Raw genomic sequence first — 19299 nt, 5'->3', positions numbered from 1 at the left:
CGAGTTTCCATTCTTTCAGGCTCCATTGCCAAAACAACATATCCGCACTGATCCGGCGGTACTGCTGCCGGTGTTCTTCCGATTCCGCCAGCCATGCTTCTACCCTTTGTAGCTCCAGGCCTTCCAGTTCTCCCCGGAAATAAGCGGTTAATAATTCTTCGGTTTGTTTATCCAATGGTCCTTTTTCCATGCTACAATCTTGTTTTCATGTATTAGTACCGGAAAAATGGAAAAAGGTCTAATGGAAAATCAAAAAAAATTAAAAGATCTGACAAAAAGATTTTTTCTTGCAAAAAAAGAATAAAAAACCGGCAAATTTTTCTTTGTCCAATCGTTCCCGCAATTTCCGGACAGCATTTCCCAATAAGGTTTTTACGGTTGAAATGGAAACATTGTATTTTTCCGCCACCTCCCGATATTTCATATTGTGAATAAATACCTCTTCCATAATAACCCGGCTACGAGGCGGCAGGTTTTCCATTTCCTGCAAAACCTGAGTCAGAATCCGGTCATGTTTTTCATTATATTCTTCAAATGCCAGGTGTACCTCCTGCAAATCGGTAGTATTATGAAAAATATCCTGTTTTTCAAGTTTATTTAAGCAACGATTTCTTACAGATACATATAGAAAAGAAGTCAAAAAGGGGGCTGTCAGTTCTTTCTGTTTCCTTTTTTCCCAAAGGGCGATAAAAAATTCCTGAACAACACCCTCAGCCAATTGTATGTCTTTCAAAAAAGTATCTGCCCACACAACCAACCGGCTATAATAGGTATTGAACAACAAATCCATTCCTTTGGGATCTCCTGTAGACAATAACCGGCATATCTCATCGTCTCTTTTTGAATATTCCATAAAAAAACACTACGTTTTCTCACAATGTTCAAGCAAATTTCGTTCAAAGTTATAAATTGAATTGTTACCTCAAACAGAAAACCGGATATTTTAATACCTTCTCCTGTACTTCTTCTCCAACCATATTAGCTTTTCCGATACGATTTTAGCATACCCATCATCGATGCGAACCACAGAGAAGGCAGTAACCTGGGATTTATTCATTTTTACTCACCTGTGGATTATCTGAAAAATTTCATGTACATTTGTATTCAAATATCAGGAGAATGATCTATGGGAAAAATCAATTTTTTAATTCTATTGTTTGCCGCAGTACTTTGTTGCAATTCTTGTAAGCTTTATAAAGTAAGTTATTCCACGACAGGAGCTTCCATCAGTCCTGACGTAAAGACCTTTTCCGTGGATTATTTCCCGAATAAGGCTCCTCTGGTAGTACCTTATCTAAGTTCGCTGTTTACCGAGAAACTGACAGATTACATGCGTTCCAAAACAGGCTTGAGTCAATTGACCGATAACAACGGAGATATTCGTTTCGAAGGCCAGATCACCGAGTACAGCCAACGGCCCATCGATATCCAAAAAGATGAAATCGCAGCCTCCAACCGGCTGACGATCGGAATCAAAGTAAAGTATACGAATACGAAAGACGATAAATACGATTTCTCTTCTACGTTTTCCAACTATGCCGATTACTCGACCGACGCTGATTTCAATTCCATAGAGGAGAGCTTGATTATAGAAATCCTGGATAAGATTATCGACGACATATATAATAAGGCACTCGTCAACTGGTAATCGATCGGCAGAAGAATGAAAAGTGAAAAAATCATAGAATTTATACGTCATCCTGAAAAAATCAACAATGACGATCTACGGGAATTACATACACTCGTAGAACGTTATCCTTATTTTCAGACGGCTCGTATTCTATATTTAAAAGCTTTATATCTTCTGGGAGGTGTCAGATTTCGCAGCGAACTAAAAGCTTCGACCGTCCATCTTACGGATCATAAGCAATTTTTCAGGTACCTGAACAATCAGATCGGTTTCGAACCCTTGGGTTCCGGTACGGCAATCCCTAAAAATTCGCTGAGTCATATTGTCGACGAACGTATCCGCGAAATCCATGGTCATACCGTCGTTCACAGCCAGGGTATTCCGGTCTGTCAGACTACCGAAGAGACAACTACCGGATGCGAAGAAGACATCATACAATTCAATCTCCGGCAAAAGGGAAGAAAACGGCCGGAAAACGATGAGAAAGAAATCATTTCCAACCCTATCCGACTGGACGATGTACCGGGAATAATCGACGATTATTCCAACTCTACCCAAGAGGATAGGTCCGAAGCGAACCATTCTGCCACCCCGTATGCCTCCCCCATCCAGCCCATCGATCTGAGCGGAATACAGGGCATCGTAGACGAAGCCCCCCGTCCTGAAAATAATTTCTCTATCGATGTCGATCTGGACGAAGAAATAGCGGATGCACAGGAAGAAAAACCATCGGTCTCTCTCGATACTCCCGAAATCATCAGTGGCGGATACCGGCTGACCGACCAGCCTCATACCGAAGAAACCGTCATAACAGAGAAAGAATCCCGGAAATCCCGAAAGAAAAAAGACGATCTCATCGAGCGTTTTATTCAGTCTGAACCCATCATGCCCAAAATAACTTCGGCCTCGACGGATAACAGGGATCTATCTAAAGAAAATCCTTATATCCAAGAGGAATTATTCAGCGAAACACTGGCAAAAATATATGTCAAACAACATCTGTACGAAAAAGCAATCTCAACTTATATAAAATTAAGTTTGAAATATCCGGAAAAAAGTGTTTACTTTGCAGACCGAATCGAAAAAATAAAAGAAAACATTAATAATAAAGAGTAATTATGTATACGGCAATTTCTGTTTTGATATTCATTATCTGCGTTTTATTGATATTGATTGTATTGGTACAAAACTCCAAAGGCGGAGGCTTGGCTTCTTCATTTGCTTCTTCTAACCAAATCATGGGAGTAAGAAAAACGACCGATTTTCTTGAAAAAGCAACCTGGACGTTAGCCGGAGGAATGATGATCCTGTGTGTATTGGCCACCTTTTTTATCCCCAGAGGAGAAAATGCAGTAAAATCTGCTATCCAGGAACAAATCGAAGCTCAGCCTGTTCAGCAACAAACCATCCCGACTTTCCCGACCAATCCGGGAGCCGGCGAAAATGCCCAGGAAACAGGAGCTGCAACACCCGGAGAATAATTCCATTAAAACTTAAAATAGAATGTCAGTATGTCAGTCATACTGACATTTTTTTTGCTTTTCTGCCAAACCCTTTTTTCCCCTATTTTTTATCTTTTATCATTTTTCCTCTATTTTTCAATGATTTACATTTTCTTTCCTCCTCTTCCTTTCTGTCGTATTTTTTTTGGCACAAAATATGATAAGAAGGAAATGTTGTAACATTCAACCTTACAACGACGTTGAAATATTGCGTATTAATTTGAAAATAAAATCATATTATAAACTTTTAAATTTTTAACATTATGACACTGAAGACCGTACTTAACAAGGTAATTGTTGAGCCTGTTGAAGCAGAAACTGTAACTAAAGGAGGGATCATCATCCCCGACACAGCACAAGAAAAACCCCAGAAAGGTACAGTTATCGCAACTGGTAAAGGTAAAGCAGACGAACCGATGGAAGTAAAAGCAGGCGATACTGTTTTATTCGGAAAATATTCCGGTACAGAAGTTCATATTGACGACAAGAAGTATCTGGTCATGAACCAAAGTGATATCCTTGCAATTCTTTAATTGTAAATTGTAAGTAATCCCAAAAATTAAAATCTAAAACTAATTTGTTATGGCAAAAGAAATAAAATTCAATATCGAAGCTCGTGACCTGATGAAAAAAGGGGTAGATGAGCTGGCAAATGCAGTAAAAGTAACTCTGGGACCGAAAGGCCGGAATGTAGTCATCGAAAAGAAATTCGGAGCTCCCCATATCACCAAAGACGGTGTCAGCGTAGCTAAGGAAATCGAACTAGCCGATCCGTATGCAAATATCGGAGCACAGATGGTAAAAGAAGTTGCTTCTAAAACCGGAGATGATGCCGGAGACGGTACGACTACCGCTACTATCCTGGCCCAAAGTATCATCAATGTAGGGTTGAAAAACGTTACTGCCGGAGCTAATCCGATGGAATTGAAAAGAGGTATTGAAAAGGCAGTTGCTGCTGTTGTAAAACATCTTGAAGGACAAAAAGAAGAAGTAGGTAACAACTTTGAAAAAATCCGTCAGGTAGGTCGTATCTCTGCCAATGGCGACGAAACGATCGGTAACCTGATCGCCGAAGCAATGGAAAAAGTCGGCATCGAAGGAGTAATTACCGTTGAAGAAGCCAAAGGAACCGAGACAGAGGTAAAAACGGTCGGTGGTATGCAATTCGACCGTGGATATATTTCTCCTTATTTCGTAACCGACAGTGAGAAGATGATCTGCGAATTCGAAAATCCTTATATCCTGCTTTATGACAAGAAGATTTCTTCTATGAAGGAATTACTTCCGGTTCTGGAACCGGTAGCACAATCAGGTCGTGCCTTGTTGATCATCGCCGAGGATGTCGAAAGCGAAGCATTGGCTACTTTGGTGGTCAACCGTTTGAGAGGTTCTTTGAAGATTGCAGCAGTAAAAGCTCCGGGATTCGGTGACCGCCGGAAAGAAATGCTGGAAGATATCGCTATCCTGACCGGAGGTGTTGTCGCTTCGGAAGACAAAGGAATGAAACTGGAAAACCTGACTATCGATATGTTGGGTCGTGCAGACAAAATAAGCATCGACAAAGAAAATACGACGATTGTCAAAGGGGCCGGTAAAAAAGAATTTATTCAGGAGAGAATCGAGCAGATCAAGAAATTGATTGAAAATTCGACTTCCGACTATGATAAAGAAAAACTGAAAGAACGTCTGGCAAAATTGTCAGGTGGTGTTGCCGTCCTGTATGTCGGAGCAGCTTCTGAAGTTGAAATGAAAGAAAAGAAAGACCGGATCGACGATGCCCTGCATGCCACCCGTGCAGCCAGCGAAGAAGGTATCGTACCGGGAGGTGGTGTCGCTTACATCCGCGCACAAGCAGCCCTGGAAGGTCTGAAAGGAGAAACCGAAGACGAAACTACCGGTATCGAAATCATCAAACGGGCTATCGAAGAACCGTTACGTCAGATTGCTTATAATGCCGGTGTCGAAGGAGCTGTCGTTGTCAACAAAGTACGTGAAGGCAAAGGCGATTTCGGATACAACGCCCGGAAAGATATCTATGAAGATTTGAAGAAAGCCGGTGTGATCGATCCGAAGAAAGTAACCCGGGTAGCCTTGGAAAATGCAGCTTCTATCGCCGGAATGTTCCTGACTACCGAATGTGTATTGGTGGAAGAGAAAAAAGATGAACCTGCCGCTCCTGCCATGGGTGGCGGAATGCCGGGAATGATGTAATAAAAAATGGTTCAATACAAGGAAGCTGTCTGCGTTTGCAGACAGCTTTTTTTGATTAATTACCCGTATATTTTTTGATTAGTATCATAATACCCACTACTACTCGTAGGTAATCTTTTCAATTCTACTCCTTGCCAGATAATTTTAAGAATAATTTCTCCATTAGCCGTAAAATTTATCTTATTCCCTGATTTATAAGCACTACCACTTAAATGATTATAACCAATAAAAGTATCCCAAAACCCCGTATTGTAAAAAGCACTATTAGTTACAGCAGGTACAGTGATATCCCAAAAAACATCTACCCGTCCATCAGAATTCAAACCAGAGATTTTAACAATCCTTTGCCCACCACTTTCATTAGTTGACTTTAAACGAGGTAACATGTCAAATTGTTCAGAAACTAGTGTTCTAATATTTTCAGATTGCATATTCTGAATATATTTCAACACTTTTTCTAGCTCTTCAAACGAAGTTATAGCTTTCAAATTTTTGACTACTGACTTGTCTTTCACATTTTTCCACATTCTCCCATCCATATTTGGAAAACAACTTATCGTACTCCATTATTTCTGAAGTGTCATCCGATATGTTTTTTGAACAAGAAATGGAAAATAGTGAGATCACCATTAATACTAAATACAATTTTTTCATCATTTTTAAATTAATACTTATCTATTTGACAATGATATGAAAACATTTTATTATACCCAATAGTGAATCCTCGGAAAATATTCGGAATATTTGTCCTCCCTTTTCGGGAAAAGTTTAGGGAACACACCGGCAAAAACGGTCTTATTCCTGCGTATTGTTTAATTCTTTCCTAAAAATCTTAAAAATATAAGTTCGTAATATTTTCGTAATCTGAATGAGTTTCCTATTTTTACAGTCGCAAAATTCGGAATCTTAAAAAATGCAAAAATGGATTATGGAATCTTTGATGTACTGAAGCTCATCGGATCGCTTGGTGTATTCCTTTATGGAATGAAACTAATGAGTGAATCTCTTCAGAAACTGGCTGGCAACAAAATGAGGCAGATATTGACAGCCATGACTTCCAATCGTGTTACGGGTGTACTTACCGGCTTATTTATTACAGCCCTGATACAAAGTTCTTCGGCAACGACAGTCATGGTCGTGAGTTTTGTCAACGCCGGATTGTTGGACCTGGTCGGCTCTATCGGTGTTATTTTGGGAGCCAATGTCGGCACAACCATCACCAGCTGGTTGGTTGCGGTGTTAGGACTGGGAAAATTCAGCATGAGCGATCTGGCTCTTCCGATTATCGGTTGTTCACTGCCCCTATTGTTTTCACAAAAACGTTCCCGCAAAACCTGGGGTGAAATGTTCGTCGGTTTCGGTTTGTTGTTTTTAGCCCTGCGTTTTCTGCAGGAATCGATGCCGACCGATTTGCACACTCTTCCCGGAGTAGGAGAATTCATACAAAAAATCAGCTTTCTGGGATTCCGTTCCTGGATGATCTTCCTGCTTATCGGTGCCGGTTTGACTACGATATTTCAATCCTCCTCGGCTACAGTTGCTTTAACTTTGGTGATGTGTTCGAAAGGCTGGATCGGTTATGAAGATGCGGCTGCGATGATTATGGGTGAAAATATCGGAACGACTATTACCGCCAATCTGGCAGCAGCAGTCGCCAACGTACAAGCCAAACGGGCAGCCCTAGCCCATTTTATCATCAATGTATTCGGAGTGATCTGGTTATTCCTGATATTTACCCCTTTTTTGAACTTCATCGGAGACTTGTGTGTCACCCTGCATCTCTCGACTTATAATCCCAAATTTTCGGACCCGAAACTGTTGAACGAAGCTTTCTCACCGGAAGCCCGGGCCGGAGTGACCGCTTCTATAAATGCCGCCATGCCGCTTGTATTATCCCTTTTCAACACCTTGGCAAAGGGGATCAACGTGGCTATTCTGATTTGGTTCACCGAATATCTGGCCCGGATTGTCAGCCGGATTATTCCTCCCAAGAAAGGGGAAGAAACTTTTACCTTGAAACATATCAAAATCGGTTTGTTATCTACGCCGGACGCCTCGCTTTTCCAAGCCAAACAAGAGATCTCCCTCTACGGGCAAAGTACGCTGGAAATGTTTCACAAAACAATCCAGGCTTTCGATATGCCCTCCGGAGAATATGAAAAAGAATTCGATTATCTCCAGAAAATGGAAGACGAAAGTGACCAGGTGGAAGTTGAAATTGCCGATTACCTGACCAAAGTTTCCGAATCCAGACTAACCTCCGAAAACTCCCAGCGGGTACGTGCGATGTTTAAAATCGTATCGGAAGTGGAAAGTGTAGCCGATTCTATTTTAAATGTCGCCAAAGCGATTTATCGTCGTAACGAACAGAAAATCACCTTCCCGGAAGAATTGTCCAATAAACTCAAACATATGTTTGCCTTAGTGGATGAATCTATCGTCGTTATGTGTGCCAATCTGGCTACCGAATATACCCAGGTAAACGCCAAGAAAGCCTATGAACTCGAACAAGCCATCAACGATTACCGGACCATTTTGAAACAGGAACACCTGATGGCGATCGAAGAAAAACGATACGAATATTCTATGGGTATTCTGTATAACGACCTTTTCTCCGAATGTGAGAAAATCGGAGACTATACGATAAATGTCACACAGGCAATGAAAGAAATCGGACACGAAGAATAAAATTTCATTACCTTTGTCACTCAAACAACATTTTATAAGATTATGGCACAGGAAGATGTATTCAAAAAATTAGTAGCTCATTGTAAGGAATATGGGTTTGTGTTTCCGTCTTCAGATATTTACGACGGACTGGGAGCTGTATATGATTACGGACAGAACGGCGTGGAACTGAAAAACAATATCAAACGGTATTGGTGGGAATCGATGGTCCGGTTACACGAAAATATCGTAGGAATCGACTCTGCCATTTTCATGCATCCGACCATCTGGAAAGCTTCCGGCCACGTAGATGCATTCAACGATCCCTTGATCGATAACAAAGATTCTAAGAAAAGATACCGGGCAGACGTTCTGATCGAAGATCAGATTGCTAAATACGACGAAAAAATCGAGAAAGACGTTGAAAAAGCCCGGAAAAGGTTCGGGGAAAAGTTCGACGAAGCCTTATTCCGGGAGACCAATCCTCAGATTCAGGAACACATCCGCAAAAGAGAAGCTCTCCACGAGCGGATGTCCAATGCCTTAAATGCCAATGACCTGAATGAAGTACGTCAGATTATTCTCGACGAGAAAATCGTCTGTCCGATCTCCGGCACCTGCAACTGGACCGAAGTACGCCAGTTCAACCTGATGTTCGCAACTGAAATGGGGTCTACCGCAGAAGGAGCCAGCAAAATTTACCTGCGTCCCGAAACAGCTCAGGGAATCTTCGTCAATTTTCTGAATGTACAGAAAACCGGACGCATGAAAGTGCCTTTTGGTATCGCTCAGATCGGTAAAGCTTTCCGTAATGAAATCGTCGCCCGCCAGTTTATTTTCCGGATGCGCGAATTCGAACAGATGGAAATGCAATTCTTTGTACGCCCCGGTTCGGAACTGGAATGGTTTAAAAAATGGAAAACGACCCGTATGCGTTGGCATCAGCTCCTGGGATTCGGGGAAGAAAACTATCGTTTTCATGATCACGAGAAGCTGGCCCATTATGCGAATGCCGCTACCGATATCGAATTCAAATTCCCCTTCGGTTTCAAAGAAGTGGAAGGAATTCATTCCCGTACGGATTTCGACTTATCACAACATCAACAATATTCCGGTAAAAAGATTCAATATTTCGATACCGAACTGAACGAATCTTATGTGCCTTATGTGATCGAAACCTCTATCGGTGTAGACCGGATGTTCCTGCAGATTATGTCGGCTGCTTATTGCGAAGAAGACCTGAGCAAAGACGGCAAACAGGATTCCCGTGTCGTACTGCGCCTGCCGGCAGCTCTGGCCCCGGTAAAGATGGCTATTATGCCACTGGTGAAAAAAGACGGGCTGCCTGAAAAAGCGCAGGAAATCATGAACCTGCTGAAATACGATTTCAACTGTCAATACGACGAGAAAGACTCTATCGGTAAACGCTACCGCCGTCAGGACGCTATCGGTACTCCTTTCTGTATCACTGTCGACCACCAAACTCTGGAAGACCATGCCGTCACTATCCGCGACCGCGACACCATGCAGCAGGAACGGGTAGCCATCGACCAACTCTTCGGTATACTCAAAGAAAAATGCGATATGCAAACTTTGCTGAGAAAAATGACCGAATAGTCAGCTCATCGAGGGATCGGTTTCTTTGGTTAATGATCAGAATCACCGTCCTCCGGGCATACTTCGCGTAAGTGCTGTGAATTCTAACGATCCGGAAGAAAACCCTGTCGGAATAATTACAATAACATAGAATAAACCCCGAAAGCCAGATAAAACTTTCGGGGCTTATTCTATAATAATATGAAAAAATTTTTGAAATCTACATCCTGTTCTTAAAATCAAGTAATATAAAAAATGAAGGACTTTCTCATCAGATTTTAGCCAAAAGGTTCATCCAGAAATTCATGACTATTCTTATATTAATAATCTAAGCTCAATCTAAAAGTCCCTCTTTTTTAAGAATCGACTCAATTTTACGAAATTGCTCCAATTTCCAATTCCACACCGAACCAGATTCTACCCTTACCTCATAATCGGAATCAATTATAGGAGGATTTATCGTTTCAGAAAGAAATTCGGAAGCTTCATCAAATTCTGAAACTTCTACTTCAAACTCTATCCCCTCTCTTAACACAAGATATATATTAACAAAAGGATGTGACATCCCACCGGCTTCAAGGGAAAAACTTCCTCGTACTATATTTGCAAGTAAGGAAACACCTTCATTTAGTTCGCCAATTTTATAAGTCTTATCCAAATATTTAACTATCAAGCCAATCATAATAAACCCTCTTCTTTAAGCTGTCTTTTCAACTCATTGTACTTTTGTTTCATTTTCTCTCTATCAGCAGGAAACCTTTCAACCCATAAAGAGGATTTATCATTTTCAACGACCCGAACTTTAATTTTATCGCCTAATTTTAACGTTCTATTCAACCATATTAAATGATCACCGTTAGAATCAATTCCTCCCACATATATTTTATCCTCCTGCTTTTTATAACCAAGACTCATAATGATAGACACCAGATTATCTGACACAGTTACAATTGGTTCGGAATCGTTTATACATATTTCAAATCCTTTCATAATAAATTTAGTGAAGATTTTCTTTTGAATTTAAACGTTCTACAGTATTAGTTGTTGTCGTTGTTGTATAGTCTAAAATATTTGAGCCGATAGGGTCATAAATAAATCCGCCATGTTCATTAGATACAATACATAATGATTTAAAGTGCTTATTTTTATAACTCCATTCTAATTCCAAATATTCATAATCCAAATGAATTAAATTATTAAGCTGTTGTCTTAGTGAGGTAAGCAGACTTTTTTCTCCTATAGACTCTGCAATTTCTAATCGCTTACGAATAGAAATGATTTCAAATTTAGGCAACATTCTTTCCCGAATGACACAGGAATCTCCCCTTGATACTGTATCTCTCATCACTATGGGAGGTAAATGCAAAATAGCAGGAGCATTGTAGGATAATAAGGAATCTATTATATCGGATTTAACAGTTTGAGATCCAATTATTCCTTTATAGGTATACCCTAATAGTTTCAAAAACGACACATCACCCCTATTTTCTTCATTGAAGCTATTTTTTAAAGCTTCGAGCCGGTCTTGCCAAGTTGTAGGTGTATTTTGTGAAAAACATACATTTGTATATAAAACACCTGATATCAAAATAACAAAATAGAATAAATTGAATGATTTTTTTCCATACTTTTCTAATAATTTTTATTAGTTCAAATATATAACAATCCCAAATCAAAAATAAACGACTAATTATCTTATTTTTCCGAACATTGAGCCCAATTTTCAGTAGCCTAACTATGGTGTAACTGAATATTTTTTATTATAGGAAATTTTTCAATAAATGAAATTACTGCTTATGAGAATTACCAGAAAATCTGTTTTCCGTCAGAATAGGTAAAAATGCGTTCTTCTCTTCCACGGCTTACATCCCTAAGCCAATAGAGCGCATTCGAAGGAGCCAGATACTCCAAAACAACATCCCTGGCTATTCGGGGTCCGCCAATCAGTTGCCATCCCTCCGGTCCCCACCAATACAACTCGTAAGTGTCGCCCAATTGGATCATATTTCCATCGGTACGGGGAATAAAAATCAGTTTACCGATGTTCACTTCCTTTCCGAAATCCATCCCCACCCAGGCACCACTTCCAGTCGGCGCATCGAAAAAAGTCAATGGGTCTCCGTCGAATACCTTTTCTTTCACATGGTTAGGATCATTAAAACAACTTCCTTCCGTCCCTATAATTTCACCCACAATAGGGCGCATAGAATCTCTCTGATAAAATACCAATTCGGCAATATTACAAAGTCCGTTTTCGGCAGACAAATACCTCCAATAGCGCCAGGCAGTATCGGTAGTAACCTTCAGGGAATAAGCACTTTTCCACTCAGGTACCCGATAGATAGTAACCGAATCGCTGAAGTCCGCCCGATTGGCAGCCTGAATTTTTCCTCCTACAATCCGTCTTCCCATAGCATAAGCATTGTCAGAAGGAGGATATTTCCGGTAGAGTTTCAACTGTTGCCGATTCAACGTATCCCCTTTCAGGACAATTACCTTCCCGTCCGTATCCAATAAAAAAGGACTGGCCAAGGGTTTCAGCCCATCGGAAGTATAGTAAACAGGCAGATAAACAATATCACGGGCTACATTTTTAAAGAGGGCTTTTCCCCGGTGTATTCCGGCCCAATCGACCGGTACCCAATCTTCATTATCGAAAATAGTCAGATAAGCATAGTTTTCAGAGCATTTCACCGAAGAGGGAACTTCGATTTCCACATCGGAAGTGCGCATATATTCGGCTGTCACATCTTTCATAAAACAATTCTGGAAAAAATCGGGCACATCGCCACACTCCCGGTTCAATCTTTCCAGGTCACGGTTGATTGCATAAGTCTGCCTGTAAACTTTCCCTAACTTTTCTTCCACTTTATGAGGCATCCCCGGATCACTCTCCGTAGCCAGAAAAACTACATTTTTTCCCCTGTTATCCAACATCACATTCCAATAATGCCTACCGGACCTGACAGGCCATTGAGGGATAAAATCCATCATGACAGGAATCCCTTTCGAACGCATAATACTCAATCCCATCAAAGCATACTCCCGGCAAGACCCTCCCCTGGATTTCGGCAATAAGGAAGGAAACAACAGAGGAATTTTAGAAAAAGGTTCGAGGGTCTGAAAACGAATCTGAGTCCCGATCTCCCGGTTTACCCAAGTTGCAGCCCAAAATGCAGAGTGACTGAGCCGGGGATGCCGGAGGTCTATCTGTTCTTCATAACCGGTAGCAAATTTTTTCCGCCAATCTTCCAAAGGTTGGTATTGTCCGACCGTATAAGGTAATATGTATTCACAGAAATCATCAAAACCGACATGTGAAGCCCAGGGTTTTTCCCTCCAGACCCGAAAAGCACTATCAATATTGGCAATCAGAAAACCGGACTTTATCACCTTTATATCTTCCTGTACACGTAATCCGGATTTATAATACTCATGGATCTTATCGAGACTATCCTGCCAATTTCTCAAAGTATCGTTACTGAACACCGCATTCAAAGCCGCATAATAAGGCCCGATCGAATCGCCACCGATAGATAAATGCCCGGGCATATTTTCGATCAAAAAGCGGGCAGCCTCCCACTTCAGGCTATCTTTGTCCTCTTCGGAATAATGACGCAATACCCGTTCCAATTCTATCCGATTTTCCCCGGCCCTTTCAAGAGCCGATTCCAAAACCGAAGGCCGGCAAGCCGAACACCCGACAATAATAAAAAAAGAAAAGATTCTAAATAGCATTTTACATCCGAAATCAAAATTTATCGATATACCCCTCTCAGCGACAGCCCATATTTGAATTACAAATATAATATTAAATTATTCTTCCAGAATTCCGATCATAATTTAACTAAAAAGGATGTCTGGAAATATTAATCTTTTCAACCTTCACTACTACCCCGGTATAGATTACAATCAAAGAGAGATTGAACAATATATTTCCTGTCCAGGATATATCCTTTTGCCAGGTTCCCAAAAAATAGAATAATATACCGCCTGAAAGATAAAATAGGATACGTTTGACCGGATAAGGAACCGGATAATATATTCTGCTCAAAATATAACTGACGATCACCATAATCCATTCGCTTCCCAGATGTGCCCAGGCCGCTCCGGCATATCCCAGACGTGGAAGTAATAATAAATTAAAAACAATCGTGCAAATCAATCCACTGCCGGTGACCAAAATGGCCAGACGGGTTTTACCGGTCCGCTTATACCAGAATGAAAGATTAAAGACTATACCATTTCCGATATTAGCAAACAAAACAACAGGGATAATAAATAATCCATCCCGAAAATCCGAACCGAGGATCAAACCAAAGAAATCGGAGAAAAGGGAAATCATTAAAAACAACAACATAGAAACGATCAAAAAATATTTTAACGTCTCCGCATTTGCTTTCAAGAAATCTTCCTTTTTAAAATCAGCCAGAAAAAACGGTTCTGCAGCCAAACGGAACATTTGCACAAACAACAACAAAATGCCTCCGAGTTTAAGGGCAGCTCCATAAATACCTAAAGTACTCATTGCCGACTCTTGCGGCAGCAAATATTTAATAAATTGGCGGTCGATAAATTCATTGGCGGTACCCGTAACCCCGCTGATCAGCAAAGGCAACGAATAGATAAATAAAGGCTGAAGCAATTTCCGTTTTATCCGAGGCCGGATTCCCCGGACGGCAGGAATCAGCATAAAAGCCGCTGTCATGCTAGCGATTAAATTCGATATCAAATAATATCCGGCACCATATTCTGCCGGGAAGATATTTTGCAGGTCTCTAATCCCAGGTATCACAGAATAAAAAACGATACAAAAAAACAGATTGACCAGTATCGTAACGACCCGGATTTTCACATAGGCCGATGCTTTATTTTCCTCTCTTAACTTAGCGAATGGTAAGGCCGTCACAGCATCGACGGTTATAATACTTCCCATCAATAATAGATACGACGGAGTTCCGGCATAATCCATCACCACCGACAAAGGATGCAAGAACAATAAGGTGAAACCGAAAAATAGAAGGCTCACTAATATAACGATACCCCAGGTGGTTTGAAATATCAATCTTTTCTCTTCAGAAGTTCCCGCTTTATCGGCAAAATGAAAATACCCTGTTTCCATCCCCATCGTAAGCAGTAACAGGATAAAAGGAATGAGGGCATAGAGATCGGTCACCACCCCTATCTCACCCGTAGTCATAATACGAGTGAGATAGGGGGTCAATAAGTAATTAAGAAAACGGGCAATAATACTACTGATCCCATATATAGCCGTCTGTGCAGCCAATTTCTTTAACATACCGGTATTCTATGTGGGATGAACAATCTACGACCAGTTAACACCGGTCATAAAGTATGGCCCGAAAAACTTCTTTCACTTAATGGAGATGAAACAAAATCCAGGTTCTTCAAAGTTACACGAATTTCATCCCCCATATTCAGGTTCGAATGATAAAAATCCAACAATACGTTACCGGCGGTAATAGAACCCGCATCAACAGATACTTGACCTTGATTTATGGTTACAACAAAAGTGACTGCTCCCCCATCTATAAATGGCATACATATCGTATTGTTTTCTGTACAGACTTCCATTCCATATATTCCCTTATCACTCATAAACTCCTTTTTCTGGTTAGAGAAATCAGGCATAACAAACTCATGTACCGACTCAGTACCCTCAGAAACAATCCTCTTTATGCAAACTGAATCACCTATATTCAAAGAAATTCTATCATCCGAAATATCTGAGACAATACATGCTAATTCATTTCCATATTTATTATTACAAACAGAAATTACACCAGTATGATCGAACGGAATATAAAACAATGATTCATTAATACTTAATACGGTCATATTTGCCATATATTACATAACTATATTATAAAACTCCTTTTTTCTTCAACTGAGCTTCTAAAAGATAAAAATCTTTCAAATATTCATCAAGCATTTGTTGCTTCTGTTTTTCGGATAATTTTAGTGGATTAGGATCTAATTTTTTTACACAAGTCGGAGACGAACAAACCTGCTCGTCTGCATTTATAATTTCGATCTCAATACTTTCTCCAATATGCATATCCGATTTTATCCAAAAAGTATCCAGGGCGTCATCTCCAAAGCCTTTGATACCGGCAACCGATAGTTCATAGCCGTTCGAACTACTGTAAAAAATAGTGACTGATGAACGGAAGTCAGGGGTAACAACAATTTCTTCTGACCTGAATTTTATCCTGAATCCTCTCATTTCAACACACCTTCTTTTGTTAAAAATTTTTTAAGTTGATTATAGTATCCTAACATATCTTCATCTGTCATACTACTCATATATATGGTATCATACTCCATACCCTCAATAGCAGTAATTTTCACTTTGTCGCCTACAGCCAACTCTATTTTACCCCAATCCAACTTAACGCTGTTTTCTTTGTCTTCACCGAGAACAACCATATTGTCAGCTTCTACAAACACACAAACCTGCCCTTTCGGTGTGACGCAATTCATTATTTTTCCTCGAATATCTATTTGCAAACCTTTCATAACATATGTTTTTTGGCGCTTTTCACTTCAACACAACTATAACTTGTTAAAATACCTAATATTTTAAGAGGTTTTTCACCTTTATTGATGATTCCAGAAGTATAAAAATACGTTATCCACTTTTCTCACACCAGGCTGAATCATCGGAAAATGTTCGGAATTATTTCCACATTCAACAGAAACAAAAGTTGTGATTCTTTCACTTAATCTTTATTTTTAACCCGATGAAAAAATTATTTTTACATAACCCCGGCATGATCATCCTGTCGATAATCCTGTTTCTCCTGACAGAAAGCAGCTGGCTGATCTATTGGTTCCGGATTGAAGAAAAAAATTTTCGGAACGACATCAACCAGGCGATACATGCAGCTATCAGAGAGGAAGCATACAGGATAAATGAGGAGGACGACAGTTTCGTCGACTTCAGAATAGAAAACAGAATTATCATGGAATATACTCTTCGGGGACACCATTTCAGAATAGATACCCTGCGGAAAGAAATGACCGACCTATTCAATAAACAACGTTATGATTACAATAAAAAGTTGTGGAAGCTGGACAGTATAGCCCACTATTTCCGGCATTTTTGTCCGGTAACGGAATTACCCGTAATTTTCACACGACAAGATCCGAACGGAAAGCTTATAGATCACTATCCCTCCCATCTATTGCCTCAAAGAGCTCCTGCTTTCGGCCCGCAGCAATTGGGTAATATCGAAAAAGACCAGCTGATGGCCTGGTATGATTTTCCGCTTATTTATTTTTGGAAGTATCAGAAATACGGAATTTTACTTTCATTACTTCCACTCTTCCTGGCCATATATTATGGATTCCTGATCATAAAGAAAGAATGCAGGGAACGTAAGAACTTACGCTATATCGAGAAACAAGTTATTTTTATCCATGACCTGAAAACTCCGCTATGTACCAATCGCGATATAGAAGGCAGGATCCTGAAAAATCTGGCCACCTGGCCTCCCGAAAAAATATATGAAAAACTACAAATCAGCCGCCACCAATCGGAGCGTTTATTAAAAGAAATGCAACAAATTACCATACAGTCGGCAGGACGCTGGGGAGGAGAAATAGAAAACCGAACTTTCGATTTGAAAAAAGCACTCGAAGAACTGATCGACAACTACCGGTGTGGCCACGAAAAAGCCACTATCAATCTTGATTTTCAATTGAAAGATCCGGAAATCTTTGCCGATCCTTTTCATTTGATCCACCTGGTAGACAATCTGATCAGCAATGCGCTGAAATATGCCGGAGAAAAAGCCGAAATTCAGATTACCTGTAAACAGGAAAAAACAAATAAATTACTGATTTCGGTCAAAGACAACGGACCGGGTGTTTCCACTCATTCCCGGAAACGTATTTTCAGGACCGGTTTTCATTCCAATCACCGTCACCAGAATAGCCACGGTATAGGACTTGCTTATGTGCGTAAAATTGTGCGGCAGTACAATGGACACATACAGATAAAAAGCAAAGAAAACGAGGGATCGGAATTCTGTCTCTCTCTGTGTCTGGATAAACCGAAATCATATAAAAAATCAGTTTCCTTTTCACATATATACCGCTATTTTTTCATTGCCTTATTACTGGCTGAAATGGTCTGGATGTTCAATTTATATTCAGCCGAACGGACTAATTTTGTAAACCACGAAAGCCCTTTGATCGACGAAACGATTTTTAAAATGAGTAAAAATCTTTTCCAGATACAGGATACCGCCAGGTTTCAAAACAATTGGCAGGAGAATTCAATTACGATCACCCGGGGAGTAAAAGATACGACAGTAGAGATGGGCGGGATCGTCAATCAAAGCTATGTATATGGCCGCTTATTTTATGATCTTCGGGATTCATCCTGGTGTCTCGATTCACTTGTCCACTATTATAAGAAGAGCGACCTGCTATTTCCAATTTTCTTCATCCGGAAGGACGCCAATGGAAAAATCATCGACCGGTATCCTTCCGAAGATCCGAATATCTTCCTGCCGGCTATTTTCCGTATGCCCCTAGGGTATGTCGAGGGACACCGACTGGAGGTACAACTCGCTTATCCCTGGTTACAGCCTTTGACCACCCACAAAATTTGGCTACTATTTGCCTTGCTATCGATCTTATTGTCGGGATGGTTCACCCATTTATTGATGGCGGTCGATCGCCGCCAGAAAGCACTGATCCATCTGCAACGGAATGAAGTACAACATTTCCTTCGGGAATTACAAGTACAACTCTGTCATTTACATGGCACAGAATCGGATCACCCCTCCCCGGCTATCCCTATATCCCCACCGATCCATACCGAACTGTTACACAAAAACATCAAACAATACGAAAATATGATCATTAAAATAAATTACCTGCTGGACAAATTAACCATACTCAAAACACATCCGATGATTTTATACCACGACTATGGATACTAAAAAAATAAAAATACTGTACGCAGAAGATAACCGCATCACCGCACAAGAAACCGGGGAAGCCCTGGAAGACAACGGTTATGAAGTAAAAACAGTCTTCGATGGCGACGAAGCCTGGCTCGCCTACCAGTCTTCCCGTCCGGATGTAGTCGTACTCGACTATCAAATGCCGGGAAAAACAGGAATAGAAGTATTTTTATTGATCCGGCAATTGGATAAAAAAATTCCGGTACTCATCCTTAGCTCTTACACCGAACTATGTGCAGCCTCATTAAAAATAGGTACCAGTGACTTTGTCCGTAAGGACGGAGGTATAGACGAATTGTGTGCCCGGATCGAAGCAGCCCTGAATCGATATCCGGGACCGGAAATAACCGGCCACCCCTCAGAAAAAGTATATCAGCTATCTCCGACCAGCCGTTTCTACCCTGCAAACTCTACCCTTGAAATCGGTGACCAGCGTTACCCGCTCAAAACGATGCTTGCCGAATTATTGACTATTTTTTGTCAAAATCAGAATTCCTTTATACCGGGAACAATCATTTGCAGAAGACTTTGGAACAATGACAACGCGTCCAAAATAAGTCTGTTACGGGATTATATCTCTGAGCTCCGGAAAATTCTGAAAGCTGATACTTCGCTGAAAATCCGTTCTTCCTATGGAAAAGGATATTGTTTCAGTACTCCCGAAAAATAATAGTAAACGGCTAATTATTAGTAC

General features: G+C 40.5%; 19 protein-coding genes and 1 pseudogene. 9 read left to right on the top strand and 11 right to left on the bottom strand.

Features of this window, described 5'->3' with window-relative positions; genetic code table 11:
* Together WS34_RS07315 and WS34_RS07310 are read right to left on the bottom strand one after the other, a co-directional pair.
* A pseudogene (locus tag WS34_RS07315) lies at positions 1-190 on the bottom strand (hypothetical protein); the annotation flags it as partial.
* 69 nt (positions 191-259) lie between these two features.
* Positions 260-853 (bottom strand): sigma-70 family RNA polymerase sigma factor, encoded by a 594-nt coding sequence (locus tag WS34_RS07310; RefSeq protein ID WP_022160165.1) that lies wholly within the window; start codon positions 851-853, stop codon positions 260-262.
* A gap of 273 nt (positions 854-1126) precedes the next feature.
* Between WS34_RS07310 and WS34_RS07305 the strand changes: the two genes are divergently transcribed.
* The 5 genes from WS34_RS07305 to groL all read left to right on the top strand — a co-directional run bounded on the left by WS34_RS07305 (position 1127) and on the right by groL (position 5343).
* Positions 1127-1648, top strand: a complete 522-nt coding sequence (locus tag WS34_RS07305) for an LptE family protein (protein WP_022160166.1) — start codon at positions 1127-1129, stop codon at positions 1646-1648.
* Positions 1649-1663: 15 nt separating this feature from the next.
* Positions 1664-2746, top strand: coding sequence for a DUF8458 domain-containing protein (locus WS34_RS15485; RefSeq protein ID WP_013612559.1), 1083 nt, complete (start codon positions 1664-1666; stop codon positions 2744-2746).
* Positions 2747-2748: 2 nt separating this feature from the next.
* A complete protein-coding gene (gene secG, locus WS34_RS07295; protein ID WP_013612560.1) occupies positions 2749-3111 on the top strand; it encodes a preprotein translocase subunit SecG in 363 nt (120 codons plus the stop codon).
* Positions 3112-3395: 284 nt separating this feature from the next.
* Positions 3396-3665 carry a co-chaperone GroES gene (locus WS34_RS07290; protein ID WP_013612561.1) on the top strand — a complete coding sequence of 90 codons (270 nt, stop codon included), beginning with the start codon at positions 3396-3398 and terminating at the stop codon, positions 3663-3665.
* A 49-nt stretch (positions 3666-3714) separates the two neighbouring features.
* Positions 3715-5343, top strand: coding sequence for a chaperonin GroEL (groL, locus tag WS34_RS07285; RefSeq protein WP_013612562.1), 1629 nt, complete (start codon positions 3715-3717; stop codon positions 5341-5343).
* 59 nt (positions 5344-5402) lie between these two features.
* Here the strand turns inward: groL and WS34_RS07280 are convergent, their stop codons facing one another.
* On the bottom strand, positions 5403-5882 hold the full coding sequence (locus WS34_RS07280; protein WP_046403999.1) for a hypothetical protein: 480 nt from the start codon (positions 5880-5882) through the stop codon (positions 5403-5405).
* Positions 5883-6264: 382 nt separating this feature from the next.
* Here WS34_RS07280 and WS34_RS07275 point away from each other — a divergent pair, with 382 nt between their 5' ends.
* Positions 6265-8031: a Na/Pi cotransporter family protein gene (locus WS34_RS07275; RefSeq protein WP_013612564.1), complete on the top strand. Its 1767-nt coding sequence runs from the start codon at positions 6265-6267 to the stop codon at positions 8029-8031.
* 42 nt (positions 8032-8073) lie between these two features.
* Entirely contained in the window at positions 8074-9627 is a 1554-nt protein-coding gene (locus tag WS34_RS07270; protein WP_013612565.1) for a glycine--tRNA ligase, read from the top strand.
* A gap of 313 nt (positions 9628-9940) precedes the next feature.
* Here the strand turns inward: WS34_RS07270 and WS34_RS07265 are convergent, their stop codons facing one another.
* The 8 genes from WS34_RS07265 to WS34_RS07230 form a co-directional block, all read right to left on the bottom strand.
* Positions 9941-10288 carry an SH2 domain-containing protein gene (locus tag WS34_RS07265; RefSeq protein ID WP_046403996.1) on the bottom strand — a complete coding sequence of 116 codons (348 nt, stop codon included), beginning with the start codon at positions 10286-10288 and terminating at the stop codon, positions 9941-9943.
* Positions 10285-10596 carry a hypothetical protein gene (locus WS34_RS07260; RefSeq protein ID WP_046403995.1) on the bottom strand — a complete coding sequence of 104 codons (312 nt, stop codon included), beginning with the start codon at positions 10594-10596 and terminating at the stop codon, positions 10285-10287. Before WS34_RS07260 ends, WS34_RS07265 begins: the two co-directional genes overlap by 4 nt.
* Before the next feature lie 7 nt (positions 10597-10603).
* On the bottom strand, positions 10604-11194 hold the full coding sequence (locus tag WS34_RS07255; protein ID WP_046403993.1) for a hypothetical protein: 591 nt from the start codon (positions 11192-11194) through the stop codon (positions 10604-10606).
* Positions 11195-11409: 215 nt separating this feature from the next.
* Positions 11410-13344 (bottom strand): discoidin domain-containing protein, encoded by a 1935-nt coding sequence (locus tag WS34_RS07250; RefSeq protein ID WP_013612567.1) that lies wholly within the window; start codon positions 13342-13344, stop codon positions 11410-11412.
* 109 nt (positions 13345-13453) lie between these two features.
* A complete protein-coding gene (locus WS34_RS07245; RefSeq protein ID WP_046403992.1) occupies positions 13454-14905 on the bottom strand; it encodes an oligosaccharide flippase family protein in 1452 nt (483 codons plus the stop codon).
* 47 nt (positions 14906-14952) lie between these two features.
* Complete coding sequence (locus tag WS34_RS07240) at positions 14953-15474, bottom strand: hypothetical protein (protein WP_046403991.1); 522 nt, start codon at positions 15472-15474, stop codon at positions 14953-14955.
* Between the two features lie 16 nt (positions 15475-15490).
* Positions 15491-15853, bottom strand: coding sequence for a hypothetical protein (locus WS34_RS07235; RefSeq protein ID WP_046403989.1), 363 nt, complete (start codon positions 15851-15853; stop codon positions 15491-15493).
* Positions 15850-16146, bottom strand: coding sequence for a hypothetical protein (locus WS34_RS07230; protein ID WP_046403988.1), 297 nt, complete (start codon positions 16144-16146; stop codon positions 15850-15852). The genes WS34_RS07235 and WS34_RS07230 overlap by 4 nt, the downstream gene beginning before the upstream one ends.
* 224 nt (positions 16147-16370) lie before the next feature.
* Between WS34_RS07230 and WS34_RS07225 the strand changes: the two genes are divergently transcribed.
* Positions 16371-18581: a sensor histidine kinase gene (locus WS34_RS07225; RefSeq protein ID WP_286693664.1), complete on the top strand. Its 2211-nt coding sequence runs from the start codon at positions 16371-16373 to the stop codon at positions 18579-18581.
* Positions 18571-19275, top strand: coding sequence for a response regulator transcription factor (locus WS34_RS07220; protein ID WP_022160174.1), 705 nt, complete (start codon positions 18571-18573; stop codon positions 19273-19275). Before WS34_RS07225 ends, WS34_RS07220 begins: the two co-directional genes overlap by 11 nt.
* Positions 19276-19299 lie beyond the last annotated feature (24 nt).

This window comes from Odoribacter sp. N15.MGS-14 (assembly GCF_000980245.1).
Classification (GTDB): Bacteria; Bacteroidota; Bacteroidia; order Bacteroidales; family Marinifilaceae; genus Odoribacter; species Odoribacter splanchnicus.
The sequence above is the reverse complement of the archived record's forward strand: the minus strand, read 5'-3'. Positions and strand labels throughout refer to the sequence as shown.